Consider the following 24492-nt stretch of genomic DNA (forward strand, 5'->3'; position numbering starts at 1 on the left):
TAGATCGCAAATATAGTTATTACACATACTCTTAATCTAGAACATTTTTACAACAGCGCAAATTATTAGAATATATAAAGTTAAAATGATACAAGTATTTACAAAGTGGTATGAAAGCCAACTACTTCATAATTACCTTTCCACCCACAATTTTAAGTGCTGGAGCTCCTCTTATGAGTGTGCTTCTTGCGAACTGACTCTCGCATGAGGGGCAGATTCCTTCATTTTTAGTGAAATTTTCGACAATGCGCGCTTTAAAACATTTTACCAATGCCCCTTTTCCGCCTTTGCGGTACTTAAGCAACTGAAACTTGCACTTCGTACAATAAATTTGAACGGTTCTCACCGGGCCTTTGGGGTTGGGTTTTGCCATGCTGAATTTGATATTCCTCGTTTTAACTTAACCTTTTGTCTTAATGCGACAAGTACGGAATTTTGGTTATACTTATCCATGGTATATCGCCCTAGTTTATCAACGACGCAATCGAACAACACCCGTTTTCGAAAAGCGCATTAAGGTAACATCAATGAAAATAGTTGTAGCCCTGTGTTTTTTAATGTCAGCTCCTCTATATGCTGGCACCGCAGTTATCGTTAACGCAAACAATAACTCTGGAGTAGACATCGATACAGTGAAAAAAATATATCTTGGAAAGATGAAGGCATTTCCAGATGGCAGTCGAGCTATTCCGCTAACATTCGAGCAAGGCAACGACACACGAAATGCCTTCAATAATGGCGTACTGGGGAAATCAGAGTCACAATACTCTGCGTTTTGGTCAAAGCTTGTATTTACAGGAAGAGGCACTCCTCCTGAAATGATAGCGACAGATGAAGAAATGTTGCAGCTTGTTGCCACTAACCCAAATACCATCGGCTTTATTGACGAAAGCAAGGTAAGCGGTGACGTAAAAATAGTGGGTACGTTTTAAGCAAGTTTTAAGCGATTAGAGGCTAAAAATCAATTAGAAAGCGACGTAAAACAATGCGTCGCTTACCCTTCCCTGATTAATCAGGGTAACTTGCGAAGTGATTGATATTGGCAAACGCCATGATTACATCTTTTGCAAAGTCTACTCTTGGATTGCGGAGCGCTCCCTTCTTCCATACAAGGTAAATCTCATTTTCAGGCCCTTTTAAGCCGAGCGGTATCAATTCACCTTTTGCTATACTTTCTTTACACAGATAATCGGGTAGAACAGAATAGCCGATACCAGCTTTGACAATATTGCTAATTGCCCGAATATCCGGGCAAACCGCGGCCACTGGCGATTCGCACGGGGCGTTAAACACTTCCGAAAAATAACGCCGAATGAGTGGTAATTGCTCATCGTAGGTAACAATTTTGTGCTGATTTAGCAGCGACGCGGTAATTTCTTTGTCTTTTAGCAACCTTCCCTGTACTCGGTTCATTACTAAGATCAACTGCTCTTTATCTAACTTTTGGTATTCATACATGGCGTCCGTGGGTTCAGAAGCTGTAATAGCGAGCTCTGCAATGTCCTTCTCTAGTAGCTCATAGGTATTATTTTTATTTCCAGTATGTATGACTAAGTTGACCTTATCTGCCTGAAGTAAATTTGCAAGGGCAGGCCCTGCCACTGAGCTCAAGTATTCAGCGGGCCCTGCTAGATGCAGAGTTCCGTGATCTGTGGACGCCCTGCTTCGGATTGACGCAACCTTCTGCTCTAATATATCAATATGACTAGCCACTTGAAGTGCTAAATCATCTGCTATTGGTGTTGGCTCAACTCCCCGGGCTTTTCTTACAAAAAGCTCCTTCCCCACGATATTTTCCATCGCTTGAATATGGCTTGTTACCGCAGGTTGAGACATATGCAAACGGGAAGCTGCCCGCGTTATGTTGCCGCTGCGATAAACCTCGACGAAAGTTTTGAGCTGAGTTAAATAAGACATGACCATCCACCCATCAGATTTTTGATGGCTCATAATAATTTATCTGACTTCTGCATTCAAACTTCGGCGTCTAAGATGCACGTACTTTCAAGAGGGACAGGAATTAACATGAAAAAAGCATCAACAATTTTATCGCTCGCAGTAGTTATGAGCTCCGCTCAGCTCGCATTTGCGAATAATGATACGCCGCCAGAACCTTCAAAAGGTGAAGTTCTCGTATTACTTTCAAGTGAAAATGTAATGCAACTTACCGAAGGTAAAACAGAGCCTACTGGTTATTATCTAAATGAATTTGGCGTGCCGGCGAAAGCATTAATAGATGCTGGCTATAAGCTCGTTCTAGCGACACCAAAGGGTAACGCTCCTTCGGTAGATAATAAGTCTGTCATACCTCAATATTTTGATGGTGGCGAAGCACAGATGCGAGAGATTCAATCGTTTGTCGCGTCATTAGAGGGTATTAATGACACGCTTTCATTGAGTGAGGTTATTGCGCAAGGGCTTGGTGAATACGAGGGCGTGTTCATTCCCGGTGGACATGCACCGCTTATCGATTTAGCAAACAACCCTCAGGTAGGCGAGATTTTGTCTCACTTCCACAACGAAGGAAAACCCACTGCCGCAATCTGCCATGGCCCAATCGCCTTACTTTCTGGTCAATCTAACCCACAGACGTTTGAGCTAGCATTGAAATCAGGTGAGCAGGCCACATCTGACAGTTGGATTTATGAAGGCTACAAAATGACAATCTTCTCGACACCGGAAGAAGCGTATTTTGAAAGCACTCTAGATGATGCAAGTTTATTGTACTACCCAGCAGACGCCATGGCACAAGCGGGTGGCAAAATGGAATACAAAGAAATGTGGGCGCCTAATGTAGTGGTAGACCGTGAACTGATTACAGGCCAAAACCCATTTTCCGATGAGCTGCTGGCTGAAAAGCTTTTACAGCAGCTAAATTCACAATCTAATTAAGGACAGGCAACGAAATGCTTAATTTTACATTTAAAAATCAAACCGAAATCTTATTCGGCAAAGGTCAACTAAGTGAAGTGTCTTCACGTTTGCCGGAACAAGCGAAAGTCCTCTTTTTATACGGTGGTGGCTCAATTAAGAAAAACGGTATTTACGACAAGGTAACTACCGCGCTTGAGGGCGCTGACGTTATTGAATTTCAGGGCGTGGAACCAAACCCTGAATTTGAAACACTCATGAAAGCAGTGAATGTGGCCCGCGAAAATGACGTGAATTTTATTCTTGCTGTGGGCGGCGGAAGTGTAATCGACGGCGCAAAATTTGTTGCGGCGGCAGTCAACTTTGAAGGCGATCCGTGGGACATCTTAGTTAAAGGCGCCGCATTTAAAAACCCGCTACCTATCGGCGCGGTACTTACATTACCTGCGACCGGTTCTGAAAGTAACGGTAACTCAGTAGTAAACAGGAAAGAAACTTCTCAGAAGCGCCCGTTTTCATCGGAAACAGTACAGCCTGTGTTTGCCGTGCTTGACCCGGAGTTCACATATTCATTACCGCCTCGTCAGATTTCTAATGGTGTGGTTGATGCATTCGTTCATGTAATTGAACAGTACTTAACTTACCCAGTAAATGCGCCGCTTCAAGACCGTTTTGCAGAAGGTATTTTGCAAACCTTAATTCAAGAAGGACCTAAAGCCCTAGCAACACCTGAAGACTACGACGTTCGTGCAAATGTAATGTGGTCAGCAACTATGGCGCTTAACGGCCTTATTGGAAAAGGCGTACCACAGGACTGGGGTACTCACATGATTGGTCACGAACTAACAGCACTACATGGTTTAGATCACGCCGCAACTTTAGCTATTGTGTTGCCTTCGCTTATGTTTGTTCAGCGCGACAAAAAGCAGGAAAAAACCCTTCAACTAGGCGAGCGCGTTTTCGGTATTAAAGAAGATGACAAAGAAAAGGCTATCGACTTGACCATTAAAGCCGTACAGGACTTTTTTGAAACCATGAAGGTGAAAACCCGCCTGTCAGACTATGACATAGAGAAGTCTGCAATTGATGGGCTTATTGACAACCTAGAGAGAAATGGCCTTACCGCATTGGGTGAGCATGGCGACATCGACCTTGCTAAAGCGCGCGAGATTCTAACGTTAGCGGCATAAGTCCAATCCCTCATGTGACCAGAAGCGCACATGCCTAAAAATAATAGCACCCAATATTAGGTTGGGTGCTAGCTATTCTCAATGTTGAAAGAGAGAAATATGACTGCTTTATTTGAACAATTTTCTTTGAAAGACGTGACCCTTCGCAATCGTATTGCCGTGCCCCCTATGTGTCAGTACTCCGCAGAAGACGGCTTTACTAATCAGTGGCATGAAGCTAACTACCAATCATTTGCACGAGGCGGTGCAGGACTTGTCATTGTTGAAGCCACTGCCGTTTCACCAGAGGGTCGAATTACGCCAAACTGCCTTGGCATTTGGAAAGACGAACACGTAGACGGCTTGAAAAACATCGCTGATCGCATAAAAAGCCAAGGCGCTGTAGCAGGTATTCAAATAGCTCATGCCGGTCGTAAAGCCAGTGCTAACCGCCCTTGGGAAGGCGATGATCATATCCAGCCTACCGAAGAAAAAGGTTGGCAACCTATTGGCCCTTCTGCTGAAGCATTTGGTGCACATTTACCTGTTACCCCAACGGAAATGTCTAAAGCCGATATCGAACGAGTAAAGAATGATTTTGTAAAAGGCGCAGAGCGAGCCCTTGAAGCTGGCTATGAATGGCTTGAACTTCACTTTGCTCACGGTTATCTAGCTCAAAGCTTTTTCTCTAAACACGCCAACAAGCGCACCGACGAATACGGTGGCGACGCCCAAGGCCGCGGTCGCTTCTTGTTAGAAACACTTAGTGCAGTTCGAGCAGTGTGGCCTGAGAATCTCCCGCTTACTATTCGCTTTGGCGTTATTGAGTATGATGGTAACGACGAACAGACGCTTAACGAATCTATTGAGCTTATAAAGCAGTTTAAAGAAATTGGCGCTGACTTTGTGAGTGTTAGCGTAGGTTTCAATACGCCCGATGCGAACATCCCATGGGGGCCCGCTTTCCTAGCACCTATTGCAAAACGCGTTCGTGATGAAGCAGGTATTCCCGTAGCTACCGCTTGGGGTGTGGATACACCGGAACTTGCAAACGACACCGTTAAAAATGAACAGCTCGATGTAGTAATGGTAGGCAGAATGCACCTTACCAACCCACATTGGACTTACTTTGCAGCAAAACAGCTTGGCGTTGAGAAACCGTCTTGGGTAATGCCCGCGCCATACGCACACTGGTTGGAGCGCTACGCGCCGTCTGACGAGAGATAGCGCTTAATTCAGGCAGTAAAACAGAACGTTTTACTGTCTTTCTTTAACTCCATACATTATTCGCTTTAATTTACGGCGTAATACATAGACTTATATACACTTGCTTTTTATAAGGTTAAGTTTAAAGTTGACATTCACTTACTTCAAAAACTTAGCGAATGAAGGCTGGCAACATACTTTCCCCATCTTTAGACACAGATGACCTGATAACAATTAGAAGGCATCGCGTTACTCAAATAAGTACAGTGACATGCTTTGGGCTGTTTATCTCATTATTCGCAGCTAGAGACATCACCTTCGATATAATGCTCGTAGCGTTAGCAGCAATGTTCACTACGGCAATACTCGCTTACAAACAGTTTGTTGTCGCCAGCAGTTACCTACTTTTAGTCGCGCTGTCATCTATGCTGTTTGCTCTATCAGCAACAGGTGCAGGCACTTTCGATATCGCTATGCTTGGCTATCCAGCCATTATTATTTTTGCGGCTCTACTCGGCGGCATTGGGCTCTTTGGCACGGTGTTATCTCTCGTATTAGTTCAATGTATTATCCTTACATGGCTCGTTATGGAAAGCGTCATTACGCCCAACACGCCTAAATTAACGTGGTCTCATTTAACTTTTATTATGATCATTTTTGTGATCACAGGTTTCTGTGTGTTCATACTTGTGCAGGATATTCGTCGACTCATGACATCTCTGCAACTTGAATACACAAAGGTTAAGAAAAATAGAGAGCATATCCAGTATTTAGCCCATCATGACCCACTTACAAACTTACCCAATAGGCTTTTGGGAGAACGCTTATTTAACGAAAAACTAGCGCAAAGCGAAGCTAATGGTTTGCAATTGGCGCTAGCTTTTATTGACTTAGATAATTTCAAACCTGTAAATGATGCGCTAGGTCACTCCGCTGGAGACCGTTTTTTACAGCATATTTCGCAGTCAATAAATGAGAAGCTTTCTGACGATGAATGTCTTATTCGATTCGGTGGTGACGAGTTTATTGTGCTTGCTGCAAATATTACCGACCGCAAGCACATAGAAACCTTGTGCGAGCGTTTAATTGATTGGTGCTCTTCTGAGTTTGAAGTATTTCAAACTAACATAGTGGTTTCAGCCTCAATTGGCGTAGCAATAGCACCAAAGGACGGAGCCAAGTTCAAACAGCTATGTAGAAAAGCAGATGTAGCCATGTATGAGGTCAAGCGAAATGGTAGAAACCGCTTTGAATTTTACGATGTGAAGTTTGACGAAGAAAGCGATGAAAAGTTTTCGCTGATTCAGCGGCTACGACCTGCTGTTCTTGCCAACCAATTTGAAGTGTATTACCAGCCCCTGATTGATTTAAAGTCTGGCCAGATATGCTCGATTGAAGCATTAGTGCGCTGGCCACAAGAAGATGGGTCACTAGTGTTTCCCGATAAGTTTATTCCATTGGCAGAAAGTAGCGGGCTCATCAACCCATTAGGTGAATGGATACTAACTCAGGCATGCCTTTTTTGCGCTAAACTGCATCGCAATGGACACAGTGAAATATCGGTTGCCGTTAACTTGTCATTCGCGCAGTTTAAAGACGGAACCCTTCCCAGCATCGTAAAGCGCGCGCTAGATTTAACACAACTTAATCCCAAATTTTTAGAACTTGAACTTACTGAATCAATTCTCGCTGACGAAAACGGAAGTATTCCTGAGCAGCTTGAAAAAATGAAAAATCTTGGTGTTCAATTTGCTATCGACGACTTTGGCACGGGTTATTCCAATTTAAATTACCTTCGTAAATTCAATGCGCAAAAGCTTAAAATAGACCGAATTTTTATTAACACATTAGGTCTTGACGAAAACGATGTTCCATTGGTTTCAGCAATCATCAATATTGCGGAAAGTTTGGGAATGGTGACTGTTGCAGAAGGAATTGAACATGAAGCAGCGCTCAGAAAATTAGAGGAAATGGGATGTGACATTGGACAAGGTTTCTATTGGAGTAAACCTGTTCCCGAAAAACAGATTGAAGCACTTATCGCATCGCAATCTTATACTTTATAGGGCTCTGCCACATCTTGCTTCAATCACTGTTCTTAGCGCTTTAGCGCCTTACATTAAAATTGAAAAACCATCAAATTGGGGAAACTCTCTGTTTAAAACCCGTGATAAGTCACAAATTCTTCGTTATCGGCGCGAGTCGAACGAACGTCGTTTGCCGGAAAATCAGGGTCTGGATAGCCCAGTGCTATACAAATCATAATAGCTTCATCATCAGGGATGTTAGCGTACTTATGTACCACTTCTGACTGCATTATGCCCTGCCCATTTATTACGCAGCCAAGCCCTAAATCCCAAGCAGCAAGAACAATACCGTAGGCCAAAGAGCCCAAGCCAAATTGCGTTATGCCCGCAGGCTCTAATGACTTATCGTAGGTCAGCACCAAAGAAACCGGTGCATCAAACTGGCGGAAACCGCGCATCATCCAATCCATGCGCTTTTCTTTGTCCTCTCGGGAAATACCCATTACATCGAACAATTGTATAGCCACATCAATTTGACGCTGACGATGAATGCCCTCGTAGTCTTCTTTGTAGGGAAAGTCTCGAACGTGGGGCTTACCTTCCAGTGTATTTTTGGTATTGCCCTCGCGAATCTTATCTAACACTTCACCTGTTACTGCGTGTATTTTCCATGTTTGCGTGTTGTATGAAGAAGGCGCCCATTTGGCCGCATTAATTATTTTATCTACCGTTTCTTTGGTAACGGGTTGCTTTGTAAACCCGCGAACGCTTTTTCTTGATGCTGCAAACTCTGCAAAATTCATGAACTTCCCTAACACATTAAATAGCTCTCGAAATGTAAAAATAGAGTAAACAGGAGTGGTGCTCGCTTCAATAGACTTATCAATAAATTAGGATTGTTTGTTTTTATAGATATATATAGAAGTTTATAAACCCTTTCGGTCAGCAACCCGTAGCAACAGCAAGTCATGAGTCAGACACGCATGGTGTTTATGGAAGTTTGGCTTTGCAAAAAAGCAATCAAAGGAGTTTACAAATGGCTAAGAAACCGCAGTTAACCACCTCCGCAGGTGCCCCTGTAGTAAGTAATGAGACCACAAAAACCGCAGGAGAGCGCGGCCCTGCACTCTTGCAAGATTACCAACTTATTGAAAAGCTAGCCCACCAAAACCGTGAAAGAATTCCAGAGCGAGTTGTTCACGCTAAAGGATGGGGAGCACAAGGCACATTTACCGTTACCCACGATATTACCGACTATACCTGTGCGGATATGTTTTCCGAGATAGGAAAACAAACCGAAGTCCTCAGCCGCTGGTCAACTGTAGCGGGAGAATCAGGTGCAGCAGATACCGAGCGTGATGTGCGAGGGTTCAGTTTGAAGTTTTACACCCAGCAGGGAAACTGGGACATGGTGGGTAATAACACCCCTGTTTTCTTTATTCGAGACGGCTATAAGTTTCCAGATTTCATTCGTACACAGAAGCGCCATCCGAAAACCAATCTTCGCTCTCCAGAAGCTATGTTCGACTTTTGGGCCGGCCAACCAGAAAGTGTTCACCAAGTGACCATTTTAATGTCAGACCGTGGTATTCCCGTTTCCCCTATGCACATGAATGGCTATGGCAGTCACACCTTTAGCATGTGGAACAAAGACGGCAAACGTCACTGGGTGAAATTTCACTTCAAAACGCAGCAAGGCATCAAAAACTACACCAATGAGACCTCTGAAAAGATCATTGGTAGTACCCGTGAGAAATATCAGGAAGAGCTGTACAACGCCATAGAAGAAGGTAACTTTCCTAAATGGAAGATGTACATTCAGGCTATGCCAGAAGAGGAAGCCGGACAGCAAAGCTACAACCCTTTTGATTTGACAAAAGTTTGGCCTCATGACGAATATCCACTTATAGAAGTGGGCGAGTTGGAAATGAACAAAAACCCGGAAAACTATTTCCAAATGGTTGAGAACGCAGCGTTCAGCCCATCTAATGTAGTGCCAGGTATTGGTTTCAGCCCCGACAAAATGCTTCAAGCTCGTGTTTTTGCCTATGCCGATGCACACAGGTATCGCCTAGGCACGCATTACGAAGCGCTTCCAGCTAATGCGCCCAAAAATAGCAAAGTGAATCACTATCATAAAGATGGTGCTATGCGCTTCTTTACCAACGACTTTGGCAATCCTGATGCATACTATGAGCCGAATCAATATGATGGGCCAGTTGCAGACTTTTCGGTAAAAGAGCCTCCGCTTCGTATAGACGGAGACGCCGACCGATATCATCAGGACGAATCTGACGTTGATTACGTGCAGCCTCGTAAGCTCTATGAAATGTTCTCAGACGACCAAAAGGAACGTTTATATAAGAACTACGCTGCCGCAATGGGCCCATGTTCAGATAGTGTAAAAGAGCGTTGGTATGCAGTTTTAGAGAAGGTTCACCCCGATTATGCTGCGGGCGTAAAAAATGCGGTGGAAAGCTTAGATACGGATGTAAATACCGTGCCTATTACCGAAAACACACCGATTGAAGACAGTTAATTAGTTAAACTACTGATTAAGTTAATATTCCCTTGTCGCTTCGCATTTAAGCGACAAGGGCATTAACCCCATAATCCCTTCTACTCTATTATCTTGTTTCCCTTCTTATTTACTATAAACCGCGGTAAACCTTTTTAATGTAAATATTCAAACACATTGAACTTTAGAACAATTTAATTTTGCTTTAATTGCGACAATAGAAATTGTGACGTACTTTTAAACTATATCTAGTCTTGTTTTAAAACCTATGTCGCTATTTAAAAAATCAATAACTGAAGTTGTTTCTGTTCGTAAAGCGCCCTGGAAGATTGCCATCATAGACGATGAAGAAGGCGTACACGAAGTCACTAAACTGACTTTGCGAAAATTCACTTTCGAGGAACGGGGCGTTGAGTTTTTGTCTTCATATAGTGGTGAGGAGGGCCTTGCATTATTCGAAGCCCACCCTGATATTGCACTGGCGTTTGTAGATGTAGTGATGGAAACTGACGACGCAGGCTTAAAGCTTGTTGACGCCATAAGAAACGATTTGGACAACCATACTTCACGTCTCATACTACGAACAGGACAACCCGGCCAAGCACCCGAAGAAGAAGTTATACGCAGATACGACATTAACGATTACAAAGCTAAAACGGAACTTTCTTCATTAAAATTAAAGTCTTGCGTGTATACCGCAATACGGTCTTATCGCGACATTCAAACCATCGAAAAGGGTAAACGCGGCATGGAGGATGTACTCAAGTCGTCCTCATCCGTACTGGCGAGTCAGTCATTATCTCAGTTTGGCAGCGCCGTATTAAAACAAACGCTCACGCTTTTAAATCTTGATAACTCAGTGCTTTATCTATCGACTCAACACACAGATCTCTATGGCGACACCACAATGACGGTATTAGGCGCGAGTGGCGATCTAGTAGGATTGTGTGAACCCGGTATTTCTAAAAAAATACCAGAGTCTATTGAGGAAAAAGTCAAAGAGGTACTTGCAAGTAAAACCCATTATCAATCTGAAGAGCTCTTCATCGGCTATTATCCTACCGGAGAGAACACACACAATATTTTATACGTTAAACTCAACAGCCCACTCGATGCCCTACAGCGTAAAACCCTTGAAATGTTTGCTTCGAACGTTGCGATAATTTTTCAAAATCTCACGCAAAAAGAGGATATTCAGCAAACGCAAAAAGAACTCATCATGGTGCTGAGCGACGCAATTGAAATGCGTAGCAAAGAAACGGGGGGCCACGTAAAGCGCGTTATTCTTATGACAGAGTTCTTGTCAGAAAAACTGCACTTGAGTAAAGAATTTATCGAAACCATTCGATATGCTGCAGCCCTTCATGACGTGGGTAAAATAAGTATTCCAGAAACGATTTTGCATAAGCCAGGTAAGCTTGATCCAGAAGAGTGGGAAATAATGAAAACACACGCTCAACGAGGTTACGACCTTCTGGCGGGCTCTGACCGTATTGTGGCTAAGATGGGCGCTATCATCGCTAAAACGCACCACGAACGCTGGGATGGAAAGGGTTATCCTGATGGTCTGTCAAAGGACGAAATTCCTCTTGAGGGGCGCATTATGGCGATTGTTGATGTAGTTGATGCGCTTTTATCTAAGCGTTGTTACAAGCCTGCATGGAGTGAAGAAGAGGTAAAAGCTTATTTGCGTGAAAATGCAGGTAAACAATTCGACCCGCTTATTACGCATATCATGTTGGAGCATTTCGACAAAATTCAAGAAATTCGCGCATTGGAACCGGATGAAGAGTAATGAAAGAGTCTTTAGAACTTATATTACTGCGTGTTAGCCAAAGTGCTGACATTGATAAGGGAGAATTAAGCCCTGCTCTTAGGCTTATTATTAATTCTGTTTGTGAGGGCCTGCAAATCACCCGAGCGGGCATCTGGCTTTACGATGCTGAACAGACCCTCGTTGAGTGTGCGCTGCTGATTGATAAAAGCAATAACCTTGAGCACGAAAGCTTGGTCTTAACGCGAAAAGACTTTCCTCACTATTTCGAGGCGCTAGATAGCGAAAGAACGATTGCGGCGCACGACGCAATTACAGACGTTGCAACTTTTGAATTTGCCGATGTGTATTTGAAGCCGCTTGGCATCTCCTCGATGTTAGATGTACCTATTCGCCATCGTGGAAAAATGGTTGGCATAATTTGTTGTGAACACCAGGGTGAAGCCCGAACATGGGAAGATGATGAGGTAGTGTTCGCTGCATCGCTGGCTGACCTTTACGGACGAGCAATAAGTGCGAACGAGCGTGCAGTATATGAAGCGAAACTTATACAAGCTAACCAGACGCTAGAACAAAACGTAAAAGACCGCACGGCAGCATTAGAAGCTGCGCAAGAAAAACTGATTGAATCGGAAAAAATGGCGGCATTGGGTAATTTGGTGGCAGGTATTGCTCATGAGGTCAATACGCCGCTAGGAATAGCATTAACGTCTGTTAGCAACTGTAAAGAAGAGCTTAAAGCAATATTTCGCGATTTTGAACAGGGTGAACTGACAGAACAGGGCTTTAAAGACTTTGAGGAAGTCTGCTCTGAAGGCCTTGCACTTGCCGAAAATAGCCTTATGCGCGCAGCGAATTTGGTACAGGATTTTAAACGAACGTCTGCCGACCAAACTTCATTGGAAATTGAAAAGATAGCACTAGACGAATACATTCCGCGGGTATGCAACCCGCTTAAGCCTATGCTTCGCAAAGAGCAAGTGGAACTTTCAATTGATGTAACACCCGACTTGGTGATTACAACCTGCCCTGGGGTTATCGCACAAATACTAACAAACCTGATTTCAAATGCACAACGTCACGCCTTTGGGCCGTCTGTAAATAACGGTGGAAACAAAATCGCCGTGTCTTGTAGTAAAAAAGACAACGTTATTGTTATAAGCGTAAGGGACAACGGCAAAGGCATTGCCGAAGAGTTTCACCGAAAAGTCTTTGAACCATTCTATACCACCGCTAGAGATAAGGGCGGCACAGGACTGGGCCTTCATATTTTATATAATCTAGTTCGACAAAAGTTTAATGGTGATATTAGCCTTTTATCGACGCCTGGAGACGGTACTACGGTAACCGTATGTATTCCCGCTGAGGACTGAGCTTTCAACGACTCACTCAAATATTTCGGTTGATTCTAGAACTGTCGTCTTTGCGACAGTTTTTTATTCACCAGCAGGCCAAGCTAAGCACATTTAAGGAATTTGAGTGAGTAAAGATGCAGCTTAACCAGTGGCGTGATAATGGTCAGTTTTTAAATATTAATCATCAGCGCGTTTTCTATCAAACTGAGGGAAAGGGCCCAGTGCTGTTGCTCATTCACGGCTACCCCACCGCTAGCTTCGACTGGATAAAGCTATGGCCTGCACTCACAAAGGCGTTTCGTTGTGTAACACTCGACATGCTGGGGTTTGGTTTTAGCACTAAAGCACCTAAAAAATACCTCATTAAAGAACAAGCCGCCGTGATAAGCGCTTTAATGGAGCATTTAAAAGTTAGCCATGCCCACGTTCTATCCCACGATTACGGTGATACCGTAGCGCAAGAACTTTTGGCGCAACACCTGGAAAAAAGCCTTTCGTTTAGCATCAGTTCACTGCACCTTCTCAACGGCGGCCTATTTCCTGAAACACATCGCGCCTTACCTATCCAGAAACTACTGCTCTCCCCTATTGGTGGGCTACTCATTCGCTTTTTAAACAAAAACGCAATTAGAAAAAGCATGCACAATATTTTTGGCCGAAACACACCGCCTTCAAATAGAGATATCGATGACTTTTGGGCGCTTATTACTGAAAACAATGGTCACAAATATATGCATTTACTTTTAGACTATATGAAACAGCGGAAGCAGTACCGAGAGCGCTGGGTAGGTGCCTTACAAAATGCCAACGTTCCTATGCGACTCACCGCCGGCATAGCAGACCCAATTTCTGGCGCACACATGGTGGCACGATACAGAGCACTTATTCCGAAAGCTGACGTAGTTGAACTTGCTGATATCGGGCATTATCCGCAGATCGAAAGTGCTGAGATGGTGTTGGAATCTGTTTTTGAATTTATTGGAAATTGAATGCTTGGGTGTCGCTTCGAAGAGAGAAGTTGGTCGGTGTGAGAGGATTTGAACCTGATCTATAACCCAATCTCACACTTTATAAATATAAATTTTGACCAAACCTGACAAACGTCTTTGTGCCATGGACTGCTAGTCAAGACTCTATTTCTATCCGGCATGATTGTACGTTTAGCAGACTGTCGCTCTCGCTCGTTTTTTGGACATTTCCGAGTTACGGCACATAAAGCACTCTGACTATTTGAATTATATTGAGTATGGCAAATGAAGTCGAAAAACGCAGTCTGTTCATTATTCTTAATTTGCGACTCAAAATCGCCAACTCTCTGATTCAAGTCCTGATGGCCAGCATGTCAACCCCGTAGCCACAAGGTTTCTGGCTTTTTTACTATTGTGTCACTTTCATATAATATGCTCGCATTTGAGCCCAGCTACGCTCACAGGGAGTGATTAATGTCCGACTACAAAAATCTAAATCTCGATAGAGATGCAATTGATGCTCACGTAGCCAAGTTTTTAGAATGCAACAATATGGTACAAGATGGGGAGCCAACAGTAGTCGGAAAAGCAAAGCGATATAAATTCGGTTCTGCTGGATCGAAGTTCGCAATGGTAGACCTTTATCTCAACCAAGATGGTACGACAACCATTAACCACAAAATTGGCACCAATCAGGAACTAGGTGAACATTTTGCTGATTACTTGAAGGCAACTATCAATCCAGCAGAATTTGAATCTGTAAATCTGTCTATTGATGGAATCAGGGCAGAAGATTTCGATTCAGTAATTGCTTTCATCAATGATTCAGGTGAGTTTGAAATAGAAATCAATCGTGATGAGCCTGCGTGCAAGCAAATCACGCTTAAAAGCATTGCGCACCAAGACCAACTTAAATTAACGAGCCATAGAACCACTAGAAATATGCAAATACAGGGGAAGCCCTTATCTTGCTATCGGCGAGTGATTTTCATGCTAACCGATCTGTTAGATCTTAAAGCGCTTGCTCAAGTTCTCTACAAAAAGGACGATAATAGTGCAGAGATAGTTCGGACTGAAATGGCAGAAGATCACCTAAAGCGATTTTTTGTGAATAGTTACGAACAATTACCTGCGCAGGTTAAAAAGCTGTTGATTTCGAGTTGCTGTGTAAAACTTGCATCGCCTCAGCTTCCCGATTATTGCCTTCTGCTATACCCAGATCTCAGAGCGTTAGAAGGAGTATTGAAGCTACTTCTTGACAGCTATGGTATGTCTGTTGCTAACGCCGAACATGGTTTTGGTGATTTTTTTAATGTCGACACAAAAAGTGGACAGTGTACAATTAAGTCGGATTTCAGCGCCCAAATCGGTAATGGTGCAATGGAACGCGCTTTCAATGTCGGCTATAGTTTTTATAGGAAACATCGGCATACCTTATTTCATATGGAGGAGTTCGACGGCGGTAGCCGTTTAATATCAAATTTGGAGATGGCTATTAGTCTTTCAAACGATGCTTACAATGCCATTGATAATTTGTATACCGCTAGAACATAACAATTATGATCAAGAAGATACGCATTATAGGTGATATTGCTGTGGTTACTGCTACCCCAGACTTTCACCCTTTGCGTCAGTTAAAACAGCTAACCGTAGAACTCGATAACTTAAAGTTCGAGGGTATGGTTTTATTCGATTTGCTAGCCGTCAACGGCTTGGCAGAGAATCGCTTTGCATCCATGAAATTCTCCGAACGGAAATTCGATCGCTCTTCCTTCGCGCTTGAATCAGAAGTAAACGCAAATATCAAAGACGAACAAGACACCATGGCCAAACAGGATCAAACTTTCCTACTTGGCAGCGTCCTCTCATCCGAAGAAGTTGAAAAATTTACTCACTGATTTTTGCGTGTTCGTTCTTGCTCACATAACAACCCGTCGCCCCGTAAAGAGAAGTTAGGGGACAGGTCTTACTTCTTACTGTTCATTGCATTTGTATGTCAAAATCACCTAAACAGAGGTGTTTGAACTTTAGGTTGTAACTCATAAGGGGACATAAACGGGCTATATCTAAATGTCCGCTCCTTATGCAGACTATTGCGACTTAGCTAAAAAGTGACTGCAAATTGCTCATAGCGGTCAGTCAGGTTAGATTGCCTCCTCTGAACTATTAATGTCAGATCAGACATAATCGAGTACAGATAATTATGTACAGATAATTATTAACCTCTGTCATTCACATTAATCAGTGAACGCACTTGAGCAACAGCAGAGTCAAAGTCCTTCAAAGCTTTATCGACAACTTTTTCAACCTCAGATTTCAAGGCTGTATTAGTGCCATTTGGTGGCATTAGCGACAACCATTCTTCAATATTCGAACGACGCTGCTCAAATATCGAGCTCTTACCTGACTTTTTGCTGAGAAAAGTTAACCAGTCCTCTTCTCGTTTTTCATCACCATTACAACGAGCACACGCCAATACATGGTTATGAATACTGTTACTTCCGCCCTCTGCCGACGGTATCAGGTGGTCAACGTGACCAGTTCTTGAACTGCGCTCAATTTCAACCCCGCAGTAAGCGCACTTGGACTCAAAATATGTCCACAACGAATCAACTTCACTTTTCTTTGGGTGTTGGTCATAGATAGCCCAAAGGCATCTCTTGATTTTATTTTTGGCCATTGATGGAGTGTCTTTAGCCATAATCATCCCCACTTAACATAAGCACCCATTCCTAATAAGACCGGCCATACTCAACTTAACTAACTGTATTCATTAATTTTTAACTTTAACAGCCTCGACAAAGTAGCCATTCAGTGACCAAAAACTTAGCTTGCTTGCTTAACAAAAGCTTCTGAAATATCGAGTTGTACCTTCTGTACCATTTTTAGCTTGCTTTTGAGAGCATCACACAACGCTATTAACTCTTCGACTTTGGTTACAATACGCTCTTGTTCAGGTAACGGTGGCAATGGGAATAACATTTTGGCAATAGCGGATGCAGGCATCTGTTGAATAACTGCACCCGACTTTTCATCAGCGACCTGTTTCCAATAGGCTGCACTATCAAAGAACACCTTCTTGAACGACACAATGTTAGAATTAATTGCTCTTATTATTAACATCTGAGCATTTATAAAGCCGGTATTGTATTCATCACTCTTCAAAAACATTGCTGTTTTTCCAACACTACCTCGCAATAAAACTACAATATCCTCGTGCCGCAACTTTCCACTATTCAGTGACTCGAACTTTTCTTTCGTAATGAATCTCAAGTCTGACCCAAATGCTAAAAATCCATCTTCAATGTCTGGTGCACCAAAAAATGGAACCCCCTTGCCAACCAGATCACTTCCGCTTGGATATTTACTGCTCCTGTCGCCATTTTCGAAACATGCAATATCAGCAAGTCGACACCACTCCCACCCATCAGGCAGATCAAACGGCTTTTCATCGTCAGCAATTGGCGGCAATGGCTTCTGCTTTTTGATTTTTTTATCTTTGATGAGCTGTTCTTTTTCAGCCGCGATACGCTCCAGCAGTTTTGATGCGGGTTCGTCGTTAGGGTCTTGTTTGACGAGTTTGCCCATTACGGCGAGCTGCAGGATGGTTTGCTTTAGCTGGTCGATGCTGTCTTCGGTTGCAAACAGTACATCGGAGTGTTCGCTGATGCGTTGCCAGCTATCATTGAGATCATCGGCATCCTTGGCGTTTGTAAGCGTCTCTAGCAGCGTTTTGACCAGTAGTTGATGTGCTTCAATACTGCTTTTGGTTTTTGACTCCAACTGGTCACACAGGGCCATTAGCTCATCGACTTTGGCGACGATGCGTTTTTGTTCTTCAATAGGTGGTAGCGGATGAACTATTTTTTCCATTCGCTCCTTAGTCATGTGAATCATGGCAATACCACTTCCACTTGCCTTAATTCTTTCTGATATAGCTTGCAAAAAAATCTTAGAAAAATGCTTGTCCAAACACTCCTCGGAAAATATGTCCATCTTCCAAATATGGTAATGATAAATCACCCTTCCACCCTGCCAGATGAATGGTCCAAATGAAGCAGACCATGCATAGATTAAATCGCCATCATCTATGTATTTCTCTGGTTCCAACTCAAGATCAGAGTAGTACCAATCATTTGAAGTGAATAGGTTACCAACTCGCAGTATCGGCGTACCTTCCTCAAGCATTTCATTTTTCTTGTATGCTCTACCGTTTATCACGTGAATTAAGTCTTCTAAGCTTGCTTCCATCCACTCTGGCGGGTATTCGAAGAATCGCTCAGGTTGAATATTTTTCTTTGAACGTGATTTTTTTAGAACCCCGCTATCAATTAGCTCCGCTTTTACATTCTTTGATCTGTTTAAAAGCTCTGATGCGGGTTCGTCGGTGGGGTCTTGTGGCACCAATTTACCGCGCACCGCCAACTCCAAAATCAGCTCACGCAGTTTTTTAATGCCATACAACTCAAGTTTATTTGAACTGCCTCGACCTGACGCCGATTTGGTTTTTATAGCCGAGGTCCAAATATCAATATTATCGGTAATTAGCTGTTCAACTGACATTAGACATTACCCTCTTTGCCTGTTACTGAACCGCCAGATGATAGTGCCCCAGACAAGATGCCTTTAAGCTGGTCACGCAGTGCTTGTATCTCATTTTGTTGGGTTTGATATTGTGCTAGCAACTCTTCTGGATCATGACTGACCTGCTCATCCTCATGCGGATTTTTTATGTCCAGGTTAAAGTTACGCTGGATGACTTCCTCAATCGATACTTTCCACGCATGCTCATTTTCAACGCGGCTGGCAAAACCATCTTCTTCACTGCCCCACCAGTCGATTTCGGTCTGAAATTCTTCAAACTTCATCGGCTTGGTTTTGGAATAGTTTTTCACACCCTTGGGGTACGGATGCTCATAGAACCAGATGTCTTTAGTGGGTTGACCTTTGGTGAAAAACAGTAGGTTGGTTTTAATGCCTGTATAGGGGTTAAATACGCCATTAGGTAACCGCACAATGGTATGCAAGTTACACTCCTCAGTGAGCAGCTTTTTAATTTTAGTTTTTACACCTTCACCAAATAGCGTACCGTCAGGTAACACCACTGCAGCGCGTCCTCCGTCTTTTAACACCTCTACAATCAACTGCAAGAACAAATCTGCAGTTTCACGGGTTTGCATCTCAGAGGGAAAGTTTTTCTCAATGCCATCTTCCTCTGTACCACCAAAGGGTGGATTGGTCACGATGACATCAAAGTCAGCGTCCCAGCTTGATAATGGCTTATTGAGCGTATTGTCATGCTTAATTTGAACTGGCACTTCAATACCATGCAGCATCATATTGGTAGTTGCCAGCAGGTGTGGTAACTGCTTTTTTTCCACTCCATGAATTTGTTTTTGTAGCGTTTGATGGTCGCTACCGGTTTTAACGTAGTTAGTTTTAATGTGGTCAACACTGCATGCTAGAAACCCGCCTGTACCGCACGCAGGGTCGAACACTTGTTCGCCCAGTTTTGGGTCAACTCGATTAACGATAAAGCGCGTGACTGCCCTCGGTGTATAGAACTCACCTGCGTTGCCTGCGCTTTGCAAGTCACGAAGGATTTGTTCGTAAATATCACCAAACAGATGTCGTTCTTTTGAGTCAGTGAAATCCACTTCGTTGAGTTTATTAATCACCTGGCGAAGCAGTGTGCCGTTTTTCATATAATTAAAGGCATCACTAAATGCTTCACGTACCACAAAACCACGTGGATTTTTGTCAATCGGGGCGGTTAAGTTTTTCAGCGTTGGAAACAAATCATCGTTTACGAATTCCATCAACTCATCACCAGTTATTCCCTGCTCATCTGCGGCCCAGTTACGCCAAAGATACTGTTCTGGGATAGGTTCACGGTAATCATCCAATTCAAGCTCAAGCTCTTCTTCCTGGGCATCAAATATTTTAAGGAACAGTAACCAGGACATTTGCCCCAAACGCTGCGCATCACCGTCGACACCAGCATCTTTGCGCATAATGTCCTGAATCGATTTAATGACTGTACTGACTGACATCTCTTCTCTCTTATTTTATTTGGTTAGCAGGCAAAAAGCTTAGGCACTTTTATCGGTGGCACGGTAAATAGCCTGCTCTAATTCGGTAATAGCTTCGTCGTATTGTTTGCGACCACCAAAGCCTTTTTTGACAATTTCAGTGACCGAGCCAATGTCGGTAAATGGCTGCACTTTGATAGTTTGCAGGTTCTCGACTTCCAGTACACCTGCATCGGCATACTTATCTAGCAGCTTATCCAGAACCTGCTGTGCCTGTTCAGAATACTTAGTAAAGTAGTTACGTTTTTTGACGTTATTTGCTCGCTCTTTGCGCGTAAGTGGCGGTTGGTCAAATGCAACGTGACATATCATGTCAAAGGGGTCGATACCCTCACCAACTTCTTGTTCCAGTGCTTCCCACAAAATGCCTTCACCGGCAAGCTCATCGATAATAGTTTGCTTGCGTTCCGTGTCGTTCCATCTGCGCACAAAATCATCCAGCGATGCAAACTGTTTGGATAAGGTTTTTCGGGTATAGTCCTTAAAAGACTCGGTGACCAATTTGCCATCGGTATCATAATACTGAACGCGCTCCGCAACTTTACTAACCGTGACACCGTTTACGTGATACTTGCGTACCGCTTCACCCCCATCGTCATCACCGCCAGTCCAGTCGCCACCGTCAATGGGCCCAGAGTCATTAGGGTAACCATCTTGTTCATCAAACCCTTGCCCATCTTCATTATCGTTATCGATGTCATCGATGATGTCGTCAAAGCCAGAATCCGGATCATTAATGTCATCAGGCTTGGTTGTGATGATTTTTTCGGGAATACCGTCAAAGCGTTCATCGGCAAACAACTCGGTGGCTTTTTTGAAATCTAATATGGTGAACCAGAGTTTGCCGTATTTATCATCAATACGTGTACCCCGCCCAATGATTTGCTTGAACTTGGTCATGGACTGAATGTTCTGATCCAGTACCACCAGCTTACAGGTTTTGGCGTCCACGCCGGTTGTCATGAGCTCTGATGTGGTGGCAATAACTGGGTAGGCTTTCTTGGGATTTATGAAGTTATCAAGTTGCGCCTTGCCCACTTCATCATCGCCGGTTATTTTCATCACATACTTTTCGTTTTTTGCGACTTGCTCTGGATTGCAGTTCACCAAAGCACGACGCATACGCTCGGCATGGTCAATGTCGTTACAAAAGACGATTGTTTTAGCCATTGGGTCGGTGCGCTTAAGGTAATTAGTAATGGTTTGCGCAACCAACTGCGTGCGCTCGTCAATAACCATGGTGCGGTCAAAGTCCTTTTGGTTGTAAACCCTGTCCTCAATTTCATTACCCAGCTTGTCCACCTGTCCTTTAGTGGGTCGCCACCCCTGAAGGTCAACATCAATGTCCACTCTCACCACTTTGTATGGTGCAAGAAAGCCATCCTCAATGCCTTCTTTAAGCGAGTACATGTATACCGGCTCGCCGAAGTAGTCGATATTACTAACTTCTTCGGTTTCTTTAGGTGTTGCGGTTAAGCCTATTTGGGTTGCCCCACTGAAGTACTCAAGGATTTCACGCCACGCGCTGTCTTCTGCTGCACTACCACGGTGACACTCATCGATAATAATCAGGTCGAAGAAGTCTGGATCGACTTGTTTGTATGCTTTTTGAGATTCTTCAGGGCCCGTTAACGCTTGATATAAAGCAAGGTGCACTTCATAAGCAGGGTCAATTTTTCTGCCTGTTATTTTGGTCATTGCCTGACCGAAGGGCTGGAAGTCATTAATGCGTGTTTGGTCAACGAGGACATTACGATCTGCCAAAAACAAGATGCGTTTTTTAGCTTTAGCCTTCCATAATCGCCAGATGATTTGAAAGGCAGTGTAGGTTTTACCGGTACCCGTTGCCATGACGAGCAAGATGCGGTTTTGTCCTGCAGATACTGCCTCAACTGTTTTGTTGATGGCCTGAAGCTGATAATAGCGAGGTGACTTACCGCTGCCATCATCATAGTAATCCTGGGTAATGATGGGCAACTGTGCGTCGTTAAACCCTTTGAATGCTAAATACTTTGCCCACAACTCAGCAGGCGAAGGAAACGCATCTAACGACAGTTCTGATTCAAGTTGGTTGGGATTGGTTTTATCATGAAATACAAACCCATCACCGTTACTGGCAAACACAAAAGGCACATCGAGTAACCTGGCATAATCCAGCCCTTGCTGAATACCTTTGCCCACTTCATGCTTATTCGCTTTTGCTTCAATTACGGCCAGTGGAATGGATGGTTTGTGATACAAGACAATGTCAGCAGACTTGACTGTTTTACGTGCTGCAGCCATACCGCGAACAATAACCTTACCGTCGCGTAGTTTGACCTCTTGGCGGATCTGGGTCATATCGTCCCACCCTGCTTTTTTAACTGCAGGCAGCAAGAACTTAGTGATGATGTCGGTTTCTGAGAGTACTTTTTTATCAATCATTTCCTTATGCCTCCGCATCACTTGGCGTTACCGCCCGTGAGTTTTCCATTTCAAGACGATACTCGAATTCAGTGTCGCTTTCTATTTCATGAATTTCTAAACCGTCAAACGCGTCATAGGGGACCCATTCTCCATTGCGGCGCAACAACATCAGGGTTGCGCTTACGTAAAACTTCTTTCCAGAGTAAACACGATTTGGGTCCTGCTCTCCATCATATTCGAATGCAATCTCAATAAAGAGGTCGCCTTTAGAATCGGCATATGCGGCGTCGAGTACCTCAAGATTTTCTACCGTGAAATTTGATGCATTGGTCATCGCTATTTCACTTGATAAGTGAGATTCTAATACTTCTTCGAAGTGTGTAAACACATTATCTTCATAAATAACTTCTGCTAAGTCTGATGTACCCAATGCAGCCTTCATCAACCGAGCATCTGTGGGGTTACGTTTAGCGACGGTTTGTAATTCGTGGTAATTACTGAAGCCATGCTGGCCGGCAATCAACTCTAGAGCTTGGGCTCTTGAAAGACCATAAGCACGTTGTAGGGATTTAGATTGTGACTTTAGGATATTTAAAAACGAGTAATTAGACATATCATCATACCTAACGACGCGTCACCTTGCGGATGGTAGCTTGCTAACCCGACGCGCCTCAGCTTAATGATACAGTCGGAAGTATATGTATATGATGGTGCAAAGCTTTACCCGTGCAAGCGGTAGGCGCCCATCAACGCTAGAGCACGATATAACACTTTAGGCTAATTGCAAACTATTTATTGAAAAAAATGGCTCTTCATCATTAACGGGGGACATCCGCATTCATTAAACTGATTTTGCGAAGAATCATTTAATGGAGAGTACAGATGTCCCACGCAGGTACTATTTTAGGCATAAGTGAGTTAGAAATAGAACGTGTTCATCGACATGATTTTATTGAAGTGTGGGCAAAGCCCACTAAAAAGCCGTTATGCAAGCATTGTGAGAGTCAACATTTACGCATAAAAGCCACACATAAGCGTACTGTGAAGCACACGCGCCAAGGTAATCAGGTGCTAACGCTACATTTAAAGGTACCTAAGTATCATTGTCGATGCTGTGGTCGTTATTTCAGGCACCCTTTTGTTGGGATCCGGCCACGCTATCGAGCGTCGGAGTGCTTTCGCTTAGAAGTCTTTGAAGCGCACCACGGTGGTGTTACGCAGCGTGGTATCTCACGCACACATCGCATTAGTCCCACTACGGTAGAGCGTTGGTACCAATCACACATCAGCCAAAAATATAAAGAGATTATCAGTCGCCCCTGCCCAGAGATGCTGGGGATAGATGAACACTTTTTTACCCGTAAGAAGGGTTATGCGACGACGTTTGTAGATTTACGACATCGTAGTGTGTTTGATGTAAAACTGGGACGTTCTGAATTAAGTTTACGCTCGTACTTGCGCCACCTTCCCAATAAAGAAAACGTTAAGCTCATCGCGATAGACTTATCGGAAACCTATCGTGGTATTGCCAAACGCTATTTCCCTAATGCTGCGATAGTCGCTGACCGTTTTCATGTGGTGCGCTTGATAAACCATCACTTCTTAAAAGCGTGGCAGCAACACCACCCTGAAGGACGTAAGAATCGAGGTTTACTTAGTTTGATGCGACGACATCAATGGCATTTAAGCGAAGAGAAAAACAGCAATCTACAACGCTACTTAGCTGACTATCCGGTGTTAAAAACACTGTATGAGGTCAAACAGAAGCTCATCAGGTATATGCTGTTAAAGACTATGAATGAAAAACGAATGGAGAAGACATTACCGAGGTTCTTAGACTTGCTTGAACAGTTACATCACAGCCCACTTCGTGCACTGGCCAATACCTTAACTTCGTGGTTGCAACCTATCATCGCCATGTGGCGCTTTACACGAAACAACGGGATCACTGAAGGCTTCCACAACAAAATGGAAATGATATCAAGAAGAGCGTATGGTTTTAGAAACTTTGAAAACTATCGAATAAGAGTGATGACCCATTGTGGATGGGATGGTGTTATCAATCGTGTAAGGTGAATGCTGATCCCCCGTTTATGGGGTAGAGCC

At 43.6% G+C, this 24492-nt stretch carries 20 protein-coding genes; 12 read left to right on the plus strand and 8 right to left on the minus strand.

Features of this window, described 5'->3' with window-relative positions; all coding sequences use genetic code 11:
- Positions 1–121: 121 nt before the first annotated feature.
- The gene (locus tag C6Y39_RS18865) at positions 122–373 is read right to left on the minus strand and encodes a hypothetical protein (RefSeq protein WP_105929767.1); all 252 of its coding nucleotides are present in this window, start codon (positions 371–373) and stop codon (positions 122–124) included.
- Between the two features lie 154 nt (positions 374–527).
- On the opposite strand from C6Y39_RS18865, the gene C6Y39_RS02570 reads away from it, so the two are divergent.
- The gene (locus C6Y39_RS02570) at positions 528–932 is read left to right on the plus strand and encodes a type 2 periplasmic-binding domain-containing protein (protein WP_105929768.1); all 405 of its coding nucleotides are present in this window, start codon (positions 528–530) and stop codon (positions 930–932) included.
- 76 nt (positions 933–1008) lie between these two features.
- Here the strand turns inward: C6Y39_RS02570 and C6Y39_RS02575 are convergent, their stop codons facing one another.
- Positions 1009–1917 (minus strand): LysR family transcriptional regulator, encoded by a 909-nt coding sequence (locus C6Y39_RS02575; protein ID WP_105929793.1) that lies wholly within the window; start codon positions 1915–1917, stop codon positions 1009–1011.
- Between the two features lie 108 nt (positions 1918–2025).
- Between C6Y39_RS02575 and C6Y39_RS02580 the strand changes: the two genes are divergently transcribed.
- The 4 genes from C6Y39_RS02580 to C6Y39_RS02595 all read left to right on the plus strand — a co-directional run bounded on the left by C6Y39_RS02580 (position 2026) and on the right by C6Y39_RS02595 (position 7312).
- Positions 2026–2892: a type 1 glutamine amidotransferase domain-containing protein gene (locus C6Y39_RS02580; protein WP_105929794.1), complete on the plus strand. Its 867-nt coding sequence runs from the start codon at positions 2026–2028 to the stop codon at positions 2890–2892.
- Positions 2893–2906: 14 nt separating this feature from the next.
- The gene (locus C6Y39_RS02585; RefSeq protein WP_105929769.1) at positions 2907–4061 is read left to right on the plus strand and encodes an iron-containing alcohol dehydrogenase; all 1155 of its coding nucleotides are present in this window, start codon (positions 2907–2909) and stop codon (positions 4059–4061) included.
- Between the two features lie 99 nt (positions 4062–4160).
- Positions 4161–5267 carry an NADH:flavin oxidoreductase/NADH oxidase gene (locus tag C6Y39_RS02590; RefSeq protein WP_105929770.1) on the plus strand — a complete coding sequence of 369 codons (1107 nt, stop codon included), beginning with the start codon at positions 4161–4163 and terminating at the stop codon, positions 5265–5267.
- A gap of 158 nt (positions 5268–5425) precedes the next feature.
- Positions 5426–7312 (plus strand): putative bifunctional diguanylate cyclase/phosphodiesterase, encoded by a 1887-nt coding sequence (locus C6Y39_RS02595; protein ID WP_105929771.1) that lies wholly within the window; start codon positions 5426–5428, stop codon positions 7310–7312.
- A 92-nt stretch (positions 7313–7404) separates the two neighbouring features.
- Here C6Y39_RS02595 and C6Y39_RS02600 read toward each other — a convergent pair whose 3' ends face one another.
- A complete protein-coding gene (locus C6Y39_RS02600; protein WP_105929772.1) occupies positions 7405–8076 on the minus strand; it encodes a nitroreductase in 672 nt (223 codons plus the stop codon).
- 233 nt (positions 8077–8309) lie between these two features.
- On the opposite strand from C6Y39_RS02600, the gene C6Y39_RS02605 reads away from it, so the two are divergent.
- The 6 genes from C6Y39_RS02605 to C6Y39_RS02630 all read left to right on the plus strand — a co-directional run bounded on the left by C6Y39_RS02605 (position 8310) and on the right by C6Y39_RS02630 (position 15786).
- Positions 8310–9812, plus strand: coding sequence for a catalase (locus C6Y39_RS02605; protein WP_105929773.1), 1503 nt, complete (start codon positions 8310–8312; stop codon positions 9810–9812).
- 247 nt (positions 9813–10059) lie between these two features.
- Positions 10060–11586: a DUF3369 domain-containing protein gene (locus tag C6Y39_RS02610; protein WP_105929774.1), complete on the plus strand. Its 1527-nt coding sequence runs from the start codon at positions 10060–10062 to the stop codon at positions 11584–11586.
- On the plus strand, positions 11586–12938 hold the full coding sequence (locus C6Y39_RS02615; RefSeq protein ID WP_105929775.1) for a sensor histidine kinase: 1353 nt from the start codon (positions 11586–11588) through the stop codon (positions 12936–12938). Before C6Y39_RS02610 ends, C6Y39_RS02615 begins: the two co-directional genes overlap by 1 nt.
- A 116-nt stretch (positions 12939–13054) precedes the next feature.
- Positions 13055–13909: an alpha/beta fold hydrolase gene (locus C6Y39_RS02620; protein WP_105929776.1), complete on the plus strand. Its 855-nt coding sequence runs from the start codon at positions 13055–13057 to the stop codon at positions 13907–13909.
- Positions 13910–14362: 453 nt separating this feature from the next.
- On the plus strand, positions 14363–15442 hold the full coding sequence (locus C6Y39_RS02625) for a type II toxin-antitoxin system RnlA family toxin (RefSeq protein WP_105929777.1): 1080 nt from the start codon (positions 14363–14365) through the stop codon (positions 15440–15442).
- A 5-nt stretch (positions 15443–15447) separates the two neighbouring features.
- Complete coding sequence (locus tag C6Y39_RS02630) at positions 15448–15786, plus strand: type II toxin-antitoxin system RnlB family antitoxin (protein ID WP_105929778.1); 339 nt, start codon at positions 15448–15450, stop codon at positions 15784–15786.
- Between the two features lie 320 nt (positions 15787–16106).
- Here the strand turns inward: C6Y39_RS02630 and C6Y39_RS02635 are convergent, their stop codons facing one another.
- The 5 genes from C6Y39_RS02635 to C6Y39_RS02660 all read right to left on the minus strand — a co-directional run bounded on the left by C6Y39_RS02635 (position 16107) and on the right by C6Y39_RS02660 (position 22999).
- Positions 16107–16589 (minus strand): HNH endonuclease, encoded by a 483-nt coding sequence (locus tag C6Y39_RS02635; protein WP_159117600.1) that lies wholly within the window; start codon positions 16587–16589, stop codon positions 16107–16109.
- Between the two features lie 125 nt (positions 16590–16714).
- Entirely contained in the window at positions 16715–18451 is a 1737-nt protein-coding gene (locus C6Y39_RS02645; RefSeq protein ID WP_167390607.1) for a restriction endonuclease subunit S, read from the minus strand.
- Complete coding sequence (locus C6Y39_RS02650; RefSeq protein ID WP_105929781.1) at positions 18451–19941, minus strand: N-6 DNA methylase; 1491 nt, start codon at positions 19939–19941, stop codon at positions 18451–18453. Before C6Y39_RS02650 ends, C6Y39_RS02645 begins: the two co-directional genes overlap by 1 nt.
- A gap of 39 nt (positions 19942–19980) precedes the next feature.
- Positions 19981–22404, minus strand: coding sequence for an EcoAI/FtnUII family type I restriction enzme subunit R (gene hsdR / locus C6Y39_RS02655; protein WP_105929782.1), 2424 nt, complete (start codon positions 22402–22404; stop codon positions 19981–19983).
- Between the two features lie 4 nt (positions 22405–22408).
- Entirely contained in the window at positions 22409–22999 is a 591-nt protein-coding gene (locus C6Y39_RS02660; protein WP_105929783.1) for a hypothetical protein, read from the minus strand.
- Between the two features lie 269 nt (positions 23000–23268).
- Between C6Y39_RS02660 and C6Y39_RS02665 the strand changes: the two genes are divergently transcribed.
- Positions 23269–24462 (plus strand): ISL3 family transposase, encoded by a 1194-nt coding sequence (locus C6Y39_RS02665; protein ID WP_105929417.1) that lies wholly within the window; start codon positions 23269–23271, stop codon positions 24460–24462.
- The last annotated feature ends 30 nt before the right edge of the window (positions 24463–24492 follow it).

This window comes from Alteromonas gracilis (assembly GCF_002993325.1).
GTDB lineage: Bacteria > Pseudomonadota > Gammaproteobacteria > Enterobacterales > Alteromonadaceae > Alteromonas > Alteromonas gracilis.